The organism is Chryseobacterium sp. MIQD13, from assembly GCF_050496705.1.
GTDB lineage: Bacteria > Bacteroidota > Bacteroidia > Flavobacteriales > Weeksellaceae > Chryseobacterium.
On sequence record NZ_JBNWAF010000003.1, the window covers coordinates 956,162 to 972,474 of the forward strand.

Annotated in this window: 15 protein-coding genes; 8 read left to right on the forward strand and 7 right to left on the reverse strand. The window is 37.5% G+C overall.

Features of this window, described 5'->3' with window-relative positions:
• The 6 genes from ACQWU4_RS16660 to ACQWU4_RS16685 form a co-directional block, all read right to left on the reverse strand.
• Positions 1-2,706 carry an ATP-binding protein gene (locus tag ACQWU4_RS16660; RefSeq protein WP_429936957.1) on the reverse strand — a complete coding sequence of 902 codons (2,706 nt, stop codon included), beginning with the start codon at positions 2,704-2,706 and terminating at the stop codon, positions 1-3.
• Positions 2,699-2,893: a hypothetical protein gene (locus ACQWU4_RS16665; protein ID WP_429936885.1), complete on the reverse strand. Its 195-nt coding sequence runs from the start codon at positions 2,891-2,893 to the stop codon at positions 2,699-2,701. Before ACQWU4_RS16665 ends, ACQWU4_RS16660 begins: the two co-directional genes overlap by 8 nt.
• A gap of 70 nt (positions 2,894-2,963) precedes the next feature.
• Positions 2,964-3,191: a DUF6814 family protein gene (locus tag ACQWU4_RS16670; protein WP_034706377.1), complete on the reverse strand. Its 228-nt coding sequence runs from the start codon at positions 3,189-3,191 to the stop codon at positions 2,964-2,966.
• A 43-nt stretch (positions 3,192-3,234) separates the two neighbouring features.
• Entirely contained in the window at positions 3,235-4,815 is a 1,581-nt protein-coding gene (locus ACQWU4_RS16675) for an MFS transporter (protein ID WP_429936886.1), read from the reverse strand.
• Between the two features lie 50 nt (positions 4,816-4,865).
• Positions 4,866-6,245 (reverse strand): porin, encoded by a 1,380-nt coding sequence (locus tag ACQWU4_RS16680; protein WP_429936887.1) that lies wholly within the window; start codon positions 6,243-6,245, stop codon positions 4,866-4,868.
• A gap of 315 nt (positions 6,246-6,560) precedes the next feature.
• Positions 6,561-6,977, reverse strand: a complete 417-nt coding sequence (locus ACQWU4_RS16685) for a transposase (RefSeq protein WP_429936888.1) — start codon at positions 6,975-6,977, stop codon at positions 6,561-6,563.
• 160 nt (positions 6,978-7,137) lie between these two features.
• On the opposite strand from ACQWU4_RS16685, the gene ACQWU4_RS16690 reads away from it, so the two are divergent.
• The 8 genes from ACQWU4_RS16690 to argH all read left to right on the forward strand — a co-directional run bounded on the left by ACQWU4_RS16690 (position 7,138) and on the right by argH (position 15,547).
• On the forward strand, positions 7,138-7,740 hold the full coding sequence (locus tag ACQWU4_RS16690; protein ID WP_429936889.1) for a GNAT family N-acetyltransferase: 603 nt from the start codon (positions 7,138-7,140) through the stop codon (positions 7,738-7,740).
• Positions 7,709-8,902: an argininosuccinate synthase gene (gene argG / locus ACQWU4_RS16695; protein WP_429936890.1), complete on the forward strand. Its 1,194-nt coding sequence runs from the start codon at positions 7,709-7,711 to the stop codon at positions 8,900-8,902. The genes ACQWU4_RS16690 and argG overlap by 32 nt, the downstream gene beginning before the upstream one ends.
• A gap of 63 nt (positions 8,903-8,965) precedes the next feature.
• Positions 8,966-9,928: an N-acetyl-gamma-glutamyl-phosphate reductase gene (gene argC, locus ACQWU4_RS16700; protein WP_429936891.1), complete on the forward strand. Its 963-nt coding sequence runs from the start codon at positions 8,966-8,968 to the stop codon at positions 9,926-9,928.
• Between the two features lie 90 nt (positions 9,929-10,018).
• Positions 10,019-11,158 (forward strand): aspartate aminotransferase family protein, encoded by a 1,140-nt coding sequence (locus ACQWU4_RS16705; protein WP_429936892.1) that lies wholly within the window; start codon positions 10,019-10,021, stop codon positions 11,156-11,158.
• Between the two features lie 42 nt (positions 11,159-11,200).
• The gene (locus ACQWU4_RS16710; RefSeq protein ID WP_429936893.1) at positions 11,201-12,160 is read left to right on the forward strand and encodes an acetylornithine carbamoyltransferase; all 960 of its coding nucleotides are present in this window, start codon (positions 11,201-11,203) and stop codon (positions 12,158-12,160) included.
• 5 nt (positions 12,161-12,165) lie between these two features.
• A complete protein-coding gene (gene argB, locus ACQWU4_RS16715; RefSeq protein ID WP_429936894.1) occupies positions 12,166-12,957 on the forward strand; it encodes an acetylglutamate kinase in 792 nt (263 codons plus the stop codon).
• On the forward strand, positions 12,932-14,014 hold the full coding sequence (locus ACQWU4_RS16720; RefSeq protein WP_429936895.1) for a M20 family metallo-hydrolase: 1,083 nt from the start codon (positions 12,932-12,934) through the stop codon (positions 14,012-14,014). Before argB ends, ACQWU4_RS16720 begins: the two co-directional genes overlap by 26 nt.
• Positions 14,015-14,242: 228 nt before the next feature.
• The gene (gene argH, locus ACQWU4_RS16725) at positions 14,243-15,547 is read left to right on the forward strand and encodes an argininosuccinate lyase (RefSeq protein ID WP_429936896.1); all 1,305 of its coding nucleotides are present in this window, start codon (positions 14,243-14,245) and stop codon (positions 15,545-15,547) included.
• A 149-nt stretch (positions 15,548-15,696) separates the two neighbouring features.
• Here the strand turns inward: argH and ACQWU4_RS16730 are convergent, their stop codons facing one another.
• Entirely contained in the window at positions 15,697-16,158 is a 462-nt protein-coding gene (locus tag ACQWU4_RS16730; RefSeq protein ID WP_429936897.1) for an Lrp/AsnC family transcriptional regulator, read from the reverse strand.
• Positions 16,159-16,313 lie beyond the last annotated feature (155 nt).

The following is a 16,313-nucleotide window of genomic DNA, read 5'->3' on the forward strand; positions in this document are numbered from 1 at the left end:
TTATTGGTTTTGTTCAACTTCATTTCTGATCTCTTTTGTTATGTTATAAGGAATGCTTATTGTAAAAGTTACGCCCAGGCCGCTGTTTTCTGCCTTTATTCTTCCGCTGTGTGCCTGCACGATTTTTTTTGAAATAGCCAATCCGAGTCCGCTTCCTGTAGGTTTTATGATATTCTGGTTTTTTGACTGGTAAAATTTATCAAAGATCATGTCAAGATCTTCTTCAGGAATATGTCTTCCTGTGTTGAACACTGTAATGATCAGGTAATCTCCTTTTTCTGACAGCTTAGTTTGTATGGTTCCCTGATCGTCGGTAAATTTTAGTGCGTTACCGAGGATATTCTGAAAAAGTTGAATCATTCTTGCCTCATCATGCTCCAATACGGTTTTGTTCAGAAGATTGACTTCACTTAAGTGAATATTTTTCTGCTGTATCAGATGGAGGATTGGGTTTAGAGCTTTTTTATAGGTTTCAAGAATATTATTTTCTTGGATATGTAGAGCAATTTCGCCATGTTCCAGTTTATCGAGGTAAAGAATATCATTGATGATCTCGCTCAGCCTGTCGGATTCTGTGATGATATTGTTTAAAAATTCCTGTTTGATTTCAAAAGGAATGTCGTCGTCATCTGCTAAAATTTCTCCTGCCGAACGAATCGCAGTGATTGGAGTTCTTAATTCGTGGGCAACAGAATCCAGAAAATCATCTTTCTGGCGGTCTTTAACAATTAAATTCTGATTGGCTGTTCTCAGGTCATCAGAGAGTTTTTGCAATTCTTCAGATTGTTCTGTCAGTTTTTTATTAAGGGTAATATTTTCTTTGGATTCTTCTAAAATATTTAAAACCTCCTTTAGAGATATTTTATCTTCTTTCGTTACCCCTTCAATCAGAATTTTTGCTGATGCCGTTCCGATTCTTCCTGCAAGAAGGTTCTCTGAGAATTTGATAAACCTTGAATCTGCTGTTTCAGTCTTGGAATCAATATTATATTTCAAATTGAAAATTCTCAGGGCCTGCTCTGTTTTATTTTTGCCTAAAAACCTTTCCAGAATGTTCTTTATATCCGAAACATAAGCAATTCCTCGCCAGACAAAAGCATTTTCATGATTTAAGATATGTTTGTCTATGTCTACATACAATTCTGCGAAATTTCTTTCCCTGTAATTCCCTTTAACGCTTACGGAAACGATAGTAAAAATAGCAGTATTGACTAGTATGGACCAGAAGAATATCTGAGAAATCCTGCTTAAAAAAGGAATGCTGAAAAAAGAAAAAGCATCGTATATTTCACGAATTACCCCTTTGAATTCCTGATTGTAAGAAAAATAATACTGCGGAATAATCAGACCGAAATAGCAAATCGCAAGTCCGGCAAGAAGTCCTGCTACAGCACCTTTATAGCTTCCTCTTCTCCAAAATATTGCCCCGAAAAAAGAAGGAGCCAGCTGAGCGATCACAACAAAAGAAATGAGGCCAACTGAATCCAGTGAGGTTTTCAGAATGAAATATTTATAGAAAACAAAAGCCATGATAATTAAGGCAAAAATGCTGAATTTCCTAATATTTGTAATGTTTCTTGTATTCTGAATCTCATTGTCGGATTTGAATTTTCCCAGTAAACCATAAGGAATGATGAGGTTGTTGGAAAGCATGATAGATAGAGTAATGGCTGAAATAATGATCATGGAAATACATGAACTTAATCCGCCAAGAAATACAAAAACCGTAATTAAAGTATTGTCAAAGTGCTGCGGGATCAGAATAGAGTAGAACTCAGGATTTACTTTTTCGCCCTCAAAAATAAGCCTTCCTCCCCATGCAATGGGAAATATAAATACAGTGAAAATCAATAAATAAAGAGGAAAAAACCATATGGCTGTTTTGATGTGTTTTTCCTGTCTGTTCTCAATAATCGCTGTGTGAAACTGTCTGGGAAGAATACAGATTGCCGTGGCGGAGATCATGCACAAGACCATCCAGTTCATAGCATCTTCAATACCGTTGAACGTATTTTTTTCTTTAAAATCTTCAAACCTGCTTGCTTTTTCATAGATATCTGAGAAACCATCAAATACAAAGTATATAACAAATATGCCCAGAATAATAATGAAGAAAAGCTTTAAAAAACTCTCCAAAGCAATTGCAGATATGATTCCTAAACGCTTTTCTGAGGCATCCACATATCTGGTGCCGTAATAAGAGGAGAATAAAGCAATTAAAACTACTACAAACGTTGCATTGTCTGTCAGTATATTATTTGAAATTGACGTTTCGGTCACTAAATGGAAGGTTTCAGAAATCGCTTTGATCTGAAGTCCGATATAAGGGACTATGGCCAGTAAGCAAACAATGGTGATAATCGCGCTGAAACTTCTGCTGTTACCATATCGTAAAGAAATAAAATCTGCAAGGCTGCTTATTTTATTAATCCTCGAAATTCTTACAATTCTTGTATTTATGTAAATCCACGCCGGAATGATGATGATAGGGCCAATGTAGATCGGAAGATAATTCAATCCGCTTGTAGCTGCAACACCAATGCTGCCGTAATACGTCCATGCCGTGCAGTATACAGCGAGAGACAATGCGTAAATGTAAGGATTGTTGATCCATCTTTTGCTTTTTCTCTTTTCTGCTAAATGCGCAACCAGAAATAAAAGAGCCAGGTAGATTAAAACAACAATAAATAATGCAACACTACTCATCATACCTTTTTACAATTACAAAAGAAATAATGATAGAGATCATCCAGACTGCGAACAGGTAGATCAGGATCATCGGGTAGCCGAAAACCTCTTTCTCACTGTTGAAAAGCAGTGAAATAGGAATGCTGAAAGCCATCATCAGTCCGATGCTCAGGATAACCAGTTTTTGTTCGTGTCTCTTCTTCATAAATGATAATTGATAAAAGATAATTGATGAGCAGCTTATCACCCATCAATTATCATTAATCGTTTATAAATTAAATTTTGTCGTCTGAATATTCTCCCGTCAGCGAATAGTATCCGAAAATGGCCATTCCGCCTGAGATAATCGGCATCAGTACAAATAAGATAATGATCCCGAATACCAGATCTTCCTGCTTTCCGGAGGTTATCTTTGGAATTCCTAAAACCGTAGTTCCAAAATATCCCACCACCAGAGCAACTGCAATCCAGAGTATGCCTAATATTTTTTTTAGTCCGTTCATTTTAGTAGTTTTAAAATTAGTAAAAAATTAAGTGATTCAGGCTTTAATCGTGAATATTATTGTTCTTATTTTTAAGATAAAACAATCCGATGAGCAGACAGACCGCAGCAACGCCAATCGGGTACCAGAGCCCTTCCAGATACCATGTCGGGTGTCCTGCATCTTTCCCGGTTGTTACCAGATAAGTGGCAACTGCCGGAAGAAGTCCTCCAAATACTCCGTTTCCGATATGATAAGGCAATGACATTGAGGTGTAACGTATTCTCACAGGGAACATTTCCACTAAGAAAGCTGCGATAGGTCCGTAAACCATAGTTACAAAGATCACCTGGATGAATACTAAGAAGATTAAATACCATTTTGTATTATCTGCTAGTTTTACAGTTTGTGAAACTTTAGGTTCTTCCGCTTTTCCATCTTTCATGACAGGTCCGGCTGGCGACCAATGAACAATGCTGTCTTTTTTAATTAAAGTTCCGTCTGTGTAAAGTGTTTCTTTATGAAAGGTCACTAAACTGTCTGTGGCAATATCAGTATGGATCTTTGCTGTTCTTTTTTCTGTAATTCCGTTAGCAGCAACAGTTTTACTTTCAAGATTGATGCTTTTGAACATGCTGTCATAAATGGGCCTGTAAGCTAAAATAGCAACGAGCATTCCCGTCATCATGACTGCTTTTCGCCCGATTTTATCCGAAAGCCATCCGAAAAATACAAAGAAAGGTGTTCCTAAGAACAGGGCCGTAGCCATTAATGAATCTACCTGTGCGGATTCTACATTCATTACCTTCTGCAAGAAACTCATGGCGTAGAATTGTCCTGTATACCAGATCACTCCTTGTCCCATTGCGGCCCCGAATAAAGCCAGAAGAACAAATTTGAAGTTGTATTTATTTCCGAAACTCTCTTTTAAAGGGTTTTTTGAGGTTTTCCCCTCACTTTTAGCCTTTGCGAAAAGCGGGGATTCTTTCATATTTTTTCTGATGATATAAGAAACTCCCACCATCAGGATTGAAATCCAGAACGGAACCCTCCAGCCCCAGTTATCGAATTCTTCTGCCGAAAGAGTAGATTTGGTAACCAGAATTACAATCAGTGAAATGAAAAGCCCTGCCGTTGCAGTCGTTTGGATCCATGACGTCCAGTATCCTCTTCTGTGAGGCTGTGCATATTCTGCAACATAGGTCGCTGCACCTCCATATTCGCCTCCAAGTGCTAATCCCTGTAATAATCTTAAAATTAAAACCAGAACAGGTGCTAAAAAGCCAATGGTTTTATAACTTGGAATGCATCCGATCAGGAACGTGGAAAATCCCATGATTAACAGTGTGACAAGGAATGTATATTTTCTTCCGATAATATCGCCTAATCTCCCGAAGAATAAGGCTCCGAAAGGTCTTACCACAAATCCAGCTGCAAAAGTGGCGAGCGTAGACAAAAATGCTGCGGTAGGATTATCTGCAGGGAAAAATTTTGTAGCTAAAACAATAGCCAGACTTCCAAAAATATAAAAGTCGTACCATTCTATCAGAGTGCCGAGTGATGAGGCTGTGATCACGCTCCAGATGGTGCGGTTCTTCTGCCGGTCGGTCATATTCTCGTAGTTTTCGTGGTGGTTTTCGCTCATGTTGATTGGTTTTGAAGTTAAAGAATTAAGATATTAATTTCATCCGGATTTTAAAGATAAATATGGAACTGTACAATAAATTCCCCTTTTGAAGAAGGTTTTTCTGTAGGGCTGGTATAAACCGGTCTTGTAGAATATTGTGTAGTAATCTTTGCATGATGTCCGTCTATGAACCAGTTGGCACCCACATCAAACTGTGAGGAAGATTTGTCGAATGCTTCAAAGTCTTTGTATGTATACGCTGCAAAAGGCTGTATCCTGATCTTTGGTTTTTCTGTCTCGTTGGGAAGGAGGAAGCCTGCCTGTGCGTAAACGATGTTACCTGTTCCTATTACCGGCTGTAGATTTCCGGGGCCTGCAATTGCTTTATTTCCTGCGAAATTAGGATCAGAAGCTGCAATATTCATCGTTCCCAGATTTCTTACATAGTTAGGGCCGAAATTGTAGTTATAATATCCTGCGTAGGCAGAAACAGCCATCTTATGTTTTGCATTTCCCAAAGGAATATCTGCAAAAGCGTCTACTGCCACAAGAGTAATATCATGCTTTTCAATGTTGGAATTCACAGAAGTTCTCGTTCCGTCTGCCTGATGATAAAAACCTGCTCCTACATTGAAAACTTTCTTTGTTCCCAGATAAGATCCCACTTTGAAAGGAAGCGTATTGGATTCCTCGTCAAGAAACTGGTATTCCACATATCCGGCTTTTGAAAAGCTCGGATTTCCATTATTATCTACTGCAACGGCTCTTGCAGGATCTGTTACGTTAACAGGAACCAGATCTGTTGCAAAAGGCTTATTTAAGCTGAAACGGTATTCCAGTTTACCATATTTTCCTTTAGCAAACATTCCGAGTTGTCTTGCGAACTGATCGGAGTTGTCAATTAACGGCCACGTGAAAATAGGAGAGTCTACCGTAAGGAAATTCAGTGTTGATGCCATTGTCATACGGGAAAGTCCCATATAATAGTGAAGTCCTGCCCCTAAAGATAAACTGAATTTTCCTGCTTCTCCAGGTAAAATAACTGCATATTCATTCCATGCATCATGAAAAAACAGCTGTGGTTTCTTGCCATTTCCATAACCTCCTGTTCCTGTGGTTCCTGTAGCTCCGCCATTAATGAACGTTTGGTTATTGATACCAAAGTGTACCAGGATCATATATCTTTTGGAAATCTGGGCATATGCTAAAGCACGTAACCTTCTGTTACCCAGGCTCCAGGAGTTGTCAGTAGGTTCGTTGGCAACCATACTTCCCGGGTTCATTTGGGTGTTTCTGAGCCAGAACTGGTCCCATAGAATAAATCTGATGAATTTATCCCCGTCCGGATTCAGATTTAATTTCAATCCGCCTCCGTAATCAGGAGATCCCTGTGAATATAAAGAACTGCTTATTAAGGCTAATCCAATAAATGAAAGTAATTTCTTCATAAATTATCAATTTTTGGCGTTGTTTTTTGTGAAAGCCAAATTGTAATTAATAATTTATTTACAAAAATTTAATATATATTAGTGGTAAGTATATAGTTTTAATATAAATTGCTGGTTGGAAGTTGTGAGTTTCGGGGTGATGGGTTTGAGAGTTATAGAGTCCGAGTGTTTGAGAGTAAATGAGTTTGAAAGAGATTTTTAGTTGAATCTTGGCGAACGAAGGGTAAGTATCTGGTGGTTGGGGCTCTCGAAGCCACTCTACTAATGTCTGAAATCTAATGTCTAATATTTTGATTCTTGACTCTTGTATCTCAATTACTTCTTGAATCTCTCCCATTTAATCAGCATATACTTATCTGCAAACTGGGTAATGATAAGCCCTGAATTTTTAATGTTGTCTTCTTTTGATATATACTCAATCAGCTCATTCTGCTTTACAACTTTATAAACAGGATGGAATTCAGAGTGGGGAGGTCTTGTGATATTGTATTTCTTAATCCAGGAGCTTATGGTTACATGCGAAACCCCAATAATCCTCTCTATTTCGCGAAAGCTTAATCCTTCCAGATAGAGCTGCAAAGCTTTGGTTACATAGTAGTCATCGATCTGTTTCCCTATTTTTTTGACGGTAAAATAATAATTGCAGTCCTTGCAGAGAAAGCGTTGTTTCTCATTAATAATTCCGCTTTTTACGATTTTATGTCCGCTACATTTAGGGCATTTATTTTCCATAGCTATATGTTTTTAGCAAATATATAATAATTTAGCAAAATTAAATTTTTTAATAAAGATAAAATTACCTGTATATTTATTTTAAACAAAAAAAATATCTTTTTAATTTGGTTTTTAAAGTTATTATGCTTTAAATTTGCCAAAAAATTCAGATAAATAAATGGAAATAGAAATTTCCTCAGACAAACATTTGATGTATGTGAGTGAAATACAGCAGGAAATGTATGATTCTGCACAGCGTAGAGGAACGGGAATCGCAAAACGTTCCATCGAATATTTAACGAAAAAGATTTCAGAAGGTAATGCTGTGGTTGCCACTGAAAATGGTGATTGGGTTGGGTTTTGCTACATCGAGACCTGGTCGCATGGTCAGTTTGTAGCCAATTCAGGACTTATTGTATCCCCGGATTACAGGAACAGAGGGGTAGCTACCCTGATCAAGAATAAAGTTTTCCAGCTATCCAGGGAAAAATATCCGAATGCGAAAGTGTTTGGTTTAACGACAGGACTTGCCGTAATGAAGATCAACAGTGATCTTGGATATAAGCCGGTGATTTACTCTGAACTTACTCAGGATGAGGAATTTTGGAACGGTTGTAAGAACTGTGTGAATTATGAAATTTTAATGAAAAAGGAACGTAAAAACTGTCTGTGTACAGCTATGCTTTTCGTTCCTGAAAATAATGATAAAGTAAACGGGACTGAAATTCAGCAGTCCGAAATTGATTATAATGGAGAAAAAGAAAGTCGTCTTAGCATTTAGCGGAGGTTTGGATACCTCTTACTGTGCCAAATATCTTAGTGAAACACTTGGATATGAAGTGTATGCAGTTACTGTAAATACCGGAGGTTTTTCTAAAGAAGAAGAAAAAGAACTGGAGAAAAAAGCCTTCAATCTTGGAGTGAAAGAATACAGGTGCGTTGATGCTCAGGAAGATTATTATAATTCTTGTGTAAAGTATTTGATCTTCGGAAATGTGCTGAAAAATAACACATATCCACTGTCTGTAAGTGCCGAACGTACAGTACAGGCACAGGAAATTGCAAAATATGCCATTGAAACCGGTGCTGATGCTATTGCCCACGGAAGTACAGGAGCAGGTAATGACCAGGTGCGTTTCGATTTGATTTTCCAGGTAATGTGTCCTGAAAAGGAGATCATCACACCCATCCGCGATATGAGCCTGTCCCGTGAAGAAGAAATAGAGTTCTTGAAAAGTCATGGTTACGAAATGGAATTCCAGAAAGCCCAGTATTCTGTCAATAAAGGACTTTGGGGAACTTCTGTAGGAGGAAAAGAAACACTGACCTCAAGAAATTATCTTCCTGAAGAGGCTTTTCCGTCACAGATTAAAGAAACTCAGCCTTCAGAACTGGAAATTGAATTTAAAAACGGTGAAGTTGTGACGGTAAACGGAGAAAATTTCGAACACTCGGTTTATGCTATTCAAAAAATTGAAGAACTGGCTTCTGCCTATGGAATCGGCCGTGATATTCATGTTGGAGATACTATTGTGGGAATTAAAGGAAGAGTCGGTTTTGAAGCGGCAGCAGCGTCAGTGATTATTAAAGCTCACCACTTATTGGAAAAGCATACCCTTTCAAAATATCAGCAGATGATGAAATCCCAGCTGTCCGACTGGTATGGAAACTGGCTTCACGAAGCACTTTTCTTAGATCCGGTGATGAGGAACATAGAATCCTTTTTAACGGATTCCCAGAAAACAGTCAGTGGAAAAGTATTTGTGACCCTTTATCCCTACAGGTTTGTTTTAAACGGTATTGAATCCAGCCACGATCTGATGTCTGATAAATTCGGAAGTTACGGTGAAGCAAACAGGGCATGGACAGGAGAAGATGTGAAAGGATATACAAAGATTGTAAGTAATTCTTTAAATATATACCACCAGATCAATTCAAAATAAAGAGTTCCGACGGAACAATTTAACCAAGGATGGAATGAGATTCTGTCAGTCAAAAAATTAAAAATGAAAAAAGTAGGAATTGTAGGCGCCAACGGCTACACGGGAAGTGAATTGGTCCGTGTACTGGCCTTTCATCCCAATGTAACATTGAGTTTTTTATATAGCCGTTCCAATTCGGGGACAAAAATTTCAGATTTGTACCCGGATTTAACGGCGGTTTGCGAACAGGTTTTAACAGATAAAACTGAAGATGTAGATGTTCTTTTCCTGTGCCTTCCTCATAAAGAAAGTCAGAATTGGCTTACTCAAAACCCGGTTAAAGAAGACACTTTAGTGATTGATCTCGGAAACGATTTCCGTCTGGATGGAAGTTTTGGAAACAGAAATTTTATCTACGGACTTCCGGAAATCAATAAAAAAAATCTGGCAGGAGCAAAAAGCATTGCCAATCCCGGATGTTTTGCAACAGCTATTCAACTGGCTCTGCTTCCATTGGCGGAAAAAGGATTGCTGAACGAAGTTTATACAACAGGAATTACAGGTTCAACAGGGGCAGGACAGTCTTTACAGGCAACGACCCATTTTACCTGGAGGAACGATAATATTTCGGCATATAAAACGCTGACCCATCAGCATGTGGATGAAATTTTACAACAGTTGGTTTCATTAAACCATCACGATATCAGCCTGAATTTTGTTCCATGGAGGGGAGGTTTTGCAAGAGGGATTTTTACAAGCTCAACGATAAAAACGGATTTAATTTTTTCAAATATCTGTCAGTTGTATCAGGATTTTTATGAAAATGAGCCTTTTGTAAAGGTAAGCGAAAATGCAATTGATTTAAAACAGGTTGTCAACACAAATCGCTGTGTGATTCATATAGAAAAGAGTGGAAATGCAGCCGTTATTCACTCAGCGATTGACAATTTGTTGAAAGGCGCCTCCGGACAGGCAGTACAGAATATGAACATAGCGATGGGCTGGGAAGAAAACCTGGGACTGAACTTAAAGCCGGTGGCATTTTAAAAATGAATGGGCAATTAATCAAATTTTAAGCTCAGAAACCAGTTCTTAAACTTTTGTTTCAAGACAAAAGAAAAATAAAAAAACAAAAAAATGAATTTATTCAACGTATATCCATTATTCAATATAAATCCTGTAAAAGCTCAGGGGTCTTTCCTTTGGGACGATAAAGGAGAAAAATATCTTGATTTCTACGGCGGTCACGCAGTGATTTCCATCGGACATAATCATCCGTATTATCAAAATAAATTAAAAGATCAATTAGAGAAAATTTCTTTCTATTCCAATTCTGTACAGAATGAATTGCAGACTGAACTTGCTGAAAAATTAGGAAAAATTTCAGGCTATGAAGATTATAACCTTTTCCTGTGTAATTCAGGAGCTGAAGCGAATGAAAATGCATTGAAGCTGGCATCTTTCCACAACGGAAAAAGCAAAGTGCTGTATTTCTCGGGATCATTTCATGGGAGAACTTCTGCAGCCGTTTCTGTAACAGACAATCCAAAAATTGTTGCTCCTGTAAATTTCTCTGAAAGATTTATTAAATCTGGATGGAACGACATCAAGAAACTTGAAGAAATCTTTGAAAAGCAAGGGAATGAAATTTCATCCGTTATCATAGAAGGAATCCAAGGGGTAGGTGGAATTATGATTCCTACGGGAGAATTTCTATCTAAAATTAAAGAGCTGTGTGAAAAATATGATGCAGCTCTGATTCTGGATGAAGTGCAGTCAGGCTATGGAAGAAGCGGACATTTCTTTGCCCATCAGGAATTCGGAATCGAACCGGATATGATTACAACTGCGAAAGGGATGGGGAATGGATTTCCAATTGGCGGTGTTTTAATTCATCCAAAATTTGAGGCCAGCAATGGATTACTGGGAACTACTTTCGGTGGAAATCACTTAGCCTGTGCTGCGGCAATTGCTGTTCTGGATGTGATGAAAGAAGAAAACCTTACAGCCAATGCTCAGAAAATGGGCGATTATATTGAAAATGAAATTAAAGATTTTCCACATATCAAATCCATCCGAAGGAAAGGATTGATGATCGGGATTGAACTGGATCAGGACTGTTCGGTAGCAAGGAAAAATTTGCTGTACAATCATCAAATTTTTACAGGAAATTCCAATGATAAAAGTGTTTTAAGGATTCTTCCGGCTCTTAACATCAGAAAAGAAGAAACAGATCTTTTCATCAGTGCTTTGAAGTCGGTTTTGGAAAATATTTAATTTGAATTAACCACAATTAATTGGTCATTAAAAAATTTAACAATGAAAAAATTCACCTCTGTAAGCGATGTAGAAAACTTACAGGAAATCATAAAAAAAGCTTTACAAATTAAAGAAAACCCTCATTCCGAAACAGAAAAGGGAAAGGGAAAAACAATAGGTCTGGTATTTTTAAATTCAAGTTTAAGAACACGTTTAAGCAGCCAGATCGCAGCACAGAATTTAGGATTGAATGTTCTGACATTAAATGCAGCTCAGGAAGCCTGGAATCTGGAATTTGCAGACGGAGCAGTAATGAATGGCGATACCGTTGAGCACATTAAAGATGCCATTGAAGTATTGAACCAATACTGTGACATCATTGCAGTACGTTGTTTTGCGGGCATGAAATCCAAAGAAGATGATGTAAACGAAAGTATTCTGAGTCAGTTTGAGCAGCATGCTAAAGTGCCGGTAGTATCTCTGGAATCAGCAACACGACATCCGCTACAAAGTTTGGCAGACTGTATTACCATTACAGAAAACTGGAAAGAAGAGCGTAAACCGAAAGTGGTTCTTACTTGGGCACCACATATCAAACCAATTGCCCAGGCTGTCGGAAATTCCTTTGCAGAATGGATGCAGGAAATGGATGTTGATTTTGTGATCACCAACCCTGAAGGTTACAATCTGGATAAAAAATTCACAAAAGATATTCAGGTGATCCATGATCAGGAAGAGGCGTTGAAAGATGCAGATTTTATTTATGTAAAAAACTGGTCTTCCTTTGATGATTATACGGCGATGCCCGAAGTGAAAGAAAACTGGATGCTGACAGCCCAGAAACTGGAAAATACCAATGCTGCAAAAGTAATGCATTGCCTTCCTGTCCGTCGTAATGTAGAATTGAGTGATGAGGTAATGGATGGTGGAAACTCGATTATTTACCAGCAGGCAAAGAACCGTATTTTCTCTGCTCAGGCTGTATTCAGTGAAATTCTGGACGGAATTAATTCAAAATAAGGAATATGGAAAAGCTTTTTGTTGTTAAAATAGGAGGGGCTTTAATTGATGATGAGGAATTATTGAATCAGTTCCTGGAACAGTTTTCTGAAATCAAAGAAAAAAAGATCCTTGTACATGGAGGCGGAAAGCTGGCCACGACATTGGCAGATAAGCTGGGAATAGAGCAGAAGCTGGTAAACGGAAGAAGGATTACTGATAAAGATACTCTGGATATTGTATCCATGGTGTATGCGGGAAGTATCAACAAAAATATAGTAGCTAAACTGCAGGCGAAAAACTGCAACGCTATCGGATTTTCCGGTGCTGACGGGAATATGATTCATGCTAAAAAAAGAATTCATCCTGAAATAGATTTTGGATTTGTAGGTGATATTGATAAGCAGAGTATTAACGAAAAATTGCTTTCACAACTGATAGATCTTGATCTGATTCCTGTTTTTTCAGCCATTACACACGACAAAAAAGGAAATCTTTTAAATACCAACGCAGATACTGTTGCTTCTGTAATTGCGCAGTCTTTGTCGGATATTTATGATGTAGAACTTCTGTTTTGTTTTGATAAGGAAGGAGTTTTGGAAAATGTAGAAGATGCGGGATCAGTGATAAAAAGCGTATCTGAAGAAGAATTTTCCAATCTGAAAGAAGCCGGAAAACTGCATAAGGGAATTTTGCCCAAGCTTGAAAACGCTATCGGAGCTGTAAAGAATAATGTAAAAAAGGTATTCTTAATCAAAGAAACCCAATTGAAAAACCATATAGAAAACCATCATGAAGGAACTGAAATCTGTTTATAGTAAAGAAGAGCTGCTGAATCATGCAGTTGAATTGCTTAAAAAGCTCATTGCAATTCCTTCATTCAGCAAAGATGAATACAATACTTCCGTAGAAATTGAGAATTTTTTCAAAAAACATCATATTCCTACAAAACGTTTTAAAAATAACATCTGGGCGGTTAATAAAAATTTTGATGTATTTAAGCCATCCATTTTGCTGAATACACATCACGATACGGTAAAGCCCAATAAAGCTTATACACTTGATCCCTTTCTTCCGGTTGAACAGGATGGGAAACTGTATGGATTGGGAAGTAATGATGCGGGAGCATCTTTGGTCTCTATGGCTCAGGTTTTTTTACATTTTTATGAAAAAGAAGATCTAAAATATAATCTCATTATTGCCCTGACCGCTGAAGAGGAGATCTCAGGACTTGACGGAATTGAAGCCTTATTTCCACAGCTTCCGAATATAGAATTCGCCATTGTAGGTGAGCCCACGCAGATGAATCTGGCAATCGCAGAAAAAGGACTTCTGGTGATAGATGGCGAAATGAAAGGGACTCCTTCTCATGCTGCACATCCGAATGACGATAATTCCATTGTAAAATGTATGGAAGACCTTCACAATATTCTGGCTTTTAAATTTCCAAAAGTTTCAGATTATTTGGGTGAAGTTAAAATAACCCTGTCAGGAATTCATGCCGGAGTTCAGCATAATGTAGTTCCGGAAGCATGTACCTTCACTTTGGATGTAAGGGTTACGGATGAATATTCCAATAAAGAGGCATTTGAAATCATACAGTCACTGATGAAGTCTACATTGACAGCAAGGTCTTTAAGATTGAATTCCTCGAAAATAGAAATGGATCATCCTTTTGTACAGGCAGGCTTAGAAATCGGAAGGACAACCTACGGTTCGCCAACATCATCTGATCAGGCCATTATTCCCTGCACATCAGTAAAGATCGGTCCCGGTGACAGCAGGCGCTCCCACACTGCAGATGAATATATCTATGTAAAGGAAATAGAAGAGGGAATTGAGGTCTACATCAATATATTAGAAAAAGTATTATAAAAAGTAAAATGAATGAGAGAAGTTTATGATGCTTGATCATTGCAGACTTATCTCGAAAAATGTTTTGACCCAGCCCAGCGGGCAATAAAGTTCAGTTTTTAATAAAGATTTATGCAAAAAAGAAGATTAAAGACAAAGACTTTAAATGTGGAGATGTTTTTTTATAGTTAATAATAAGGATGCTCTGCTGGGCAGGTTGAAACGAATCAATATTTAAAGAAAATCATTATGAAAAAAATATGGCAGAAGGATGACCTTGCCACCAATATATTAGTCAACAAATTTACAGTTGGGAAAGATCTTGACTTTGATGAACGTTTAGCAAAATACGATGTTAAAGGCTCCATGGCACATTGCCAGATGTTGGCAGAAACTGGAATTATCTCCGGTGAAGAATCCAAACAGATGCTTTCTGTTTTGACAGATATTTTAAATGATATCGAAAACGGGAGCTTTGAGATTGATAAAGAAGCAGAAGATATTCATTCCCAGATTGAAGCTATTTTAATTGAAAAACTGGGAGATACAGGAAAGAAAATCCATACGGCAAGATCCCGTAACGACCAGGTTTTATTAGATATCAAACTCTACCTGCTGGATGAAATCCGTGAAATAACAGCTTTGACTGATGAATTTTTCCAGATCCTGATCAAACTTGCCGATCAGCATAAAAATATCCTGCTTCCAGGTTATACTCATCTTCAGATTGCGATGCCGTCTTCATTTGGACTATGGTTTGGAGCTTATGCCGAAGCATTGTTGGATGATGTTGAAATGCTGTTTTCGGTGAAGAATATTATCAATAAAAATCCGCTTGGATCTGCGGCAGGATACGGTTCTTCTTTCCCGATTGATCGTGAAAGCACAACTTACAACCTAGGGTTTCAGTCGATGAACTACAATTCTGTGTATGCACAGATGACCCGTGGAAAATCTGAAAAAATGCTCTCCATGGCTATGGCTACTTTGGCAGGAACATTAGGGAAATTTGCATATGATGTTTGCTTATATTTAAGTCAGAATTTCAATTTTATAAGTTTTCCAAAGGAATTTACCACAGGAAGCAGCATTATGCCTCACAAAAAGAATCCGGATATTTTTGAACTGGTTCGTGCACGATGCAACAGAATCCAGTCTTTGCCGAATGAATTGATTTTGTTAATAAATAATCTTCCGTCAGGCTACCACAGAGATGTACAGCTTACAAAAGAAATCCTTTTTCCTGCGATTGACTCATTGAAAGAATGTCTGGAGATTTTAAATTATACGCTTCCGAATATCCAGGTAAAAGACGGAATTCTGGAAGATGAAAAATATAAATACCTGTTCAGCGTAGAAAAAATCAATGAAGAAGTGAAAAAAGGAAGCTCATTCCGTGATGCTTACGTAAAAGTAGGGCAGGAAATTGAAAACAATGAATTTGAATTTGAGATAGGGGACTTAAACCATACCCATCAGGGAAGCATTGGGAATCTTTGTCTCGATAAAATAGAATATCAGTTTAATAAGCTGAAAAACAAACTATTGGGTTGATAATTTTTAATCACTGGATTGATTAAAAATTTTATCAGATGCTTCGGCTTCACTCCGTATGGCAGCTGCAAAATGACGTTGAGTATTAGAAATGTCATGCTGAGCGAAGTCGAAGCATCTTTAAAGACTGAATTTTGATTTAAACAGAATTACTCCAGATCAATCTTAAATTTGGTAGATTTTTTCACCTCATGAAGCACGATTGAACTGTGGTACTGCCCGATATTAGGAATGTTTGAGATCACATTGACTGCAAAGTCATTATAAGAATTAATATCCTTGGCAATAATCTTCAGCATATAATCATATTCACCTGAAAGACTGATGATCTCCTGTACTTCATCATATTTCATAATGTTTTTCTCAAAGGTTTCCAGTACTTTCTGGGATTGTTCCTTTAGACGGACATTACAGTAAACCACAATATTAAGACCCAGTTTTTCACGGTTTAAAAGACCAACATATTTCTCAATAATGCCATGCTTCTCCAGCTGTTTGATACGTTCATAAGTAGGAGTAAAGGTAAGACCAATCTTTTCTGAAATTTCTTTCACCGATAAAGTAGAGTCTTCCTGAATAATGCTGAGAATCATTTTGTCCTTTAAATCCATAGAATAGGTTTAAGTTTTAACAAAAATATCAATTAAAAATGAAAATAAGGAAGGATTAGCGGGTTTTAATTTATTTGAAACTTTGGTTTTGTAGATTCGTAAAATTTCTGTATCTTTGCACCTAATGAATAAAAGAGTATTTATACCATTAGATT

Coding starts and splice junctions, on each gene's coding strand:
- ACQWU4_RS16720 (WP_429936895.1), top strand. CDS start 12,932: ATGAAGGAACTGAAATCTGTTTATAGTAAAGAAGAGCTGCTGAATCAT.
- ACQWU4_RS16705 (WP_429936892.1), top strand. CDS start 10,019: ATGAATTTATTCAACGTATATCCATTATTCAATATAAATCCTGTAAAA.
- ACQWU4_RS16685 (WP_429936888.1), bottom strand. CDS start 6,977: ATGGAAAATAAATGCCCTAAATGTAGCGGACATAAAATCGTAAAAAGC.
- argG (WP_429936890.1), top strand. CDS start 7,709: ATGGAGAAAAAGAAAGTCGTCTTAGCATTTAGCGGAGGTTTGGATACC.
- ACQWU4_RS16680 (WP_429936887.1), bottom strand. CDS start 6,245: ATGAAGAAATTACTTTCATTTATTGGATTAGCCTTAATAAGCAGTTCT.
- ACQWU4_RS16710 (WP_429936893.1), top strand. CDS start 11,201: ATGAAAAAATTCACCTCTGTAAGCGATGTAGAAAACTTACAGGAAATC.
- ACQWU4_RS16730 (WP_429936897.1), bottom strand. CDS start 16,158: ATGGATTTAAAGGACAAAATGATTCTCAGCATTATTCAGGAAGACTCT.
- ACQWU4_RS16690 (WP_429936889.1), top strand. CDS start 7,138: ATGGAAATAGAAATTTCCTCAGACAAACATTTGATGTATGTGAGTGAA.
- ACQWU4_RS16670 (WP_034706377.1), bottom strand. CDS start 3,191: ATGAACGGACTAAAAAAAATATTAGGCATACTCTGGATTGCAGTTGCT.
- argH (WP_429936896.1), top strand. CDS start 14,243: ATGAAAAAAATATGGCAGAAGGATGACCTTGCCACCAATATATTAGTC.
- argC (WP_429936891.1), top strand. CDS start 8,966: ATGAAAAAAGTAGGAATTGTAGGCGCCAACGGCTACACGGGAAGTGAA.
- argB (WP_429936894.1), top strand. CDS start 12,166: ATGGAAAAGCTTTTTGTTGTTAAAATAGGAGGGGCTTTAATTGATGAT.
- ACQWU4_RS16665 (WP_429936885.1), bottom strand. CDS start 2,893: ATGAAGAAGAGACACGAACAAAAACTGGTTATCCTGAGCATCGGACTG.
- ACQWU4_RS16675 (WP_429936886.1), bottom strand. CDS start 4,815: ATGAGCGAAAACCACCACGAAAACTACGAGAATATGACCGACCGGCAG.
- ACQWU4_RS16660 (WP_429936957.1), bottom strand. CDS start 2,706: ATGAGTAGTGTTGCATTATTTATTGTTGTTTTAATCTACCTGGCTCTT.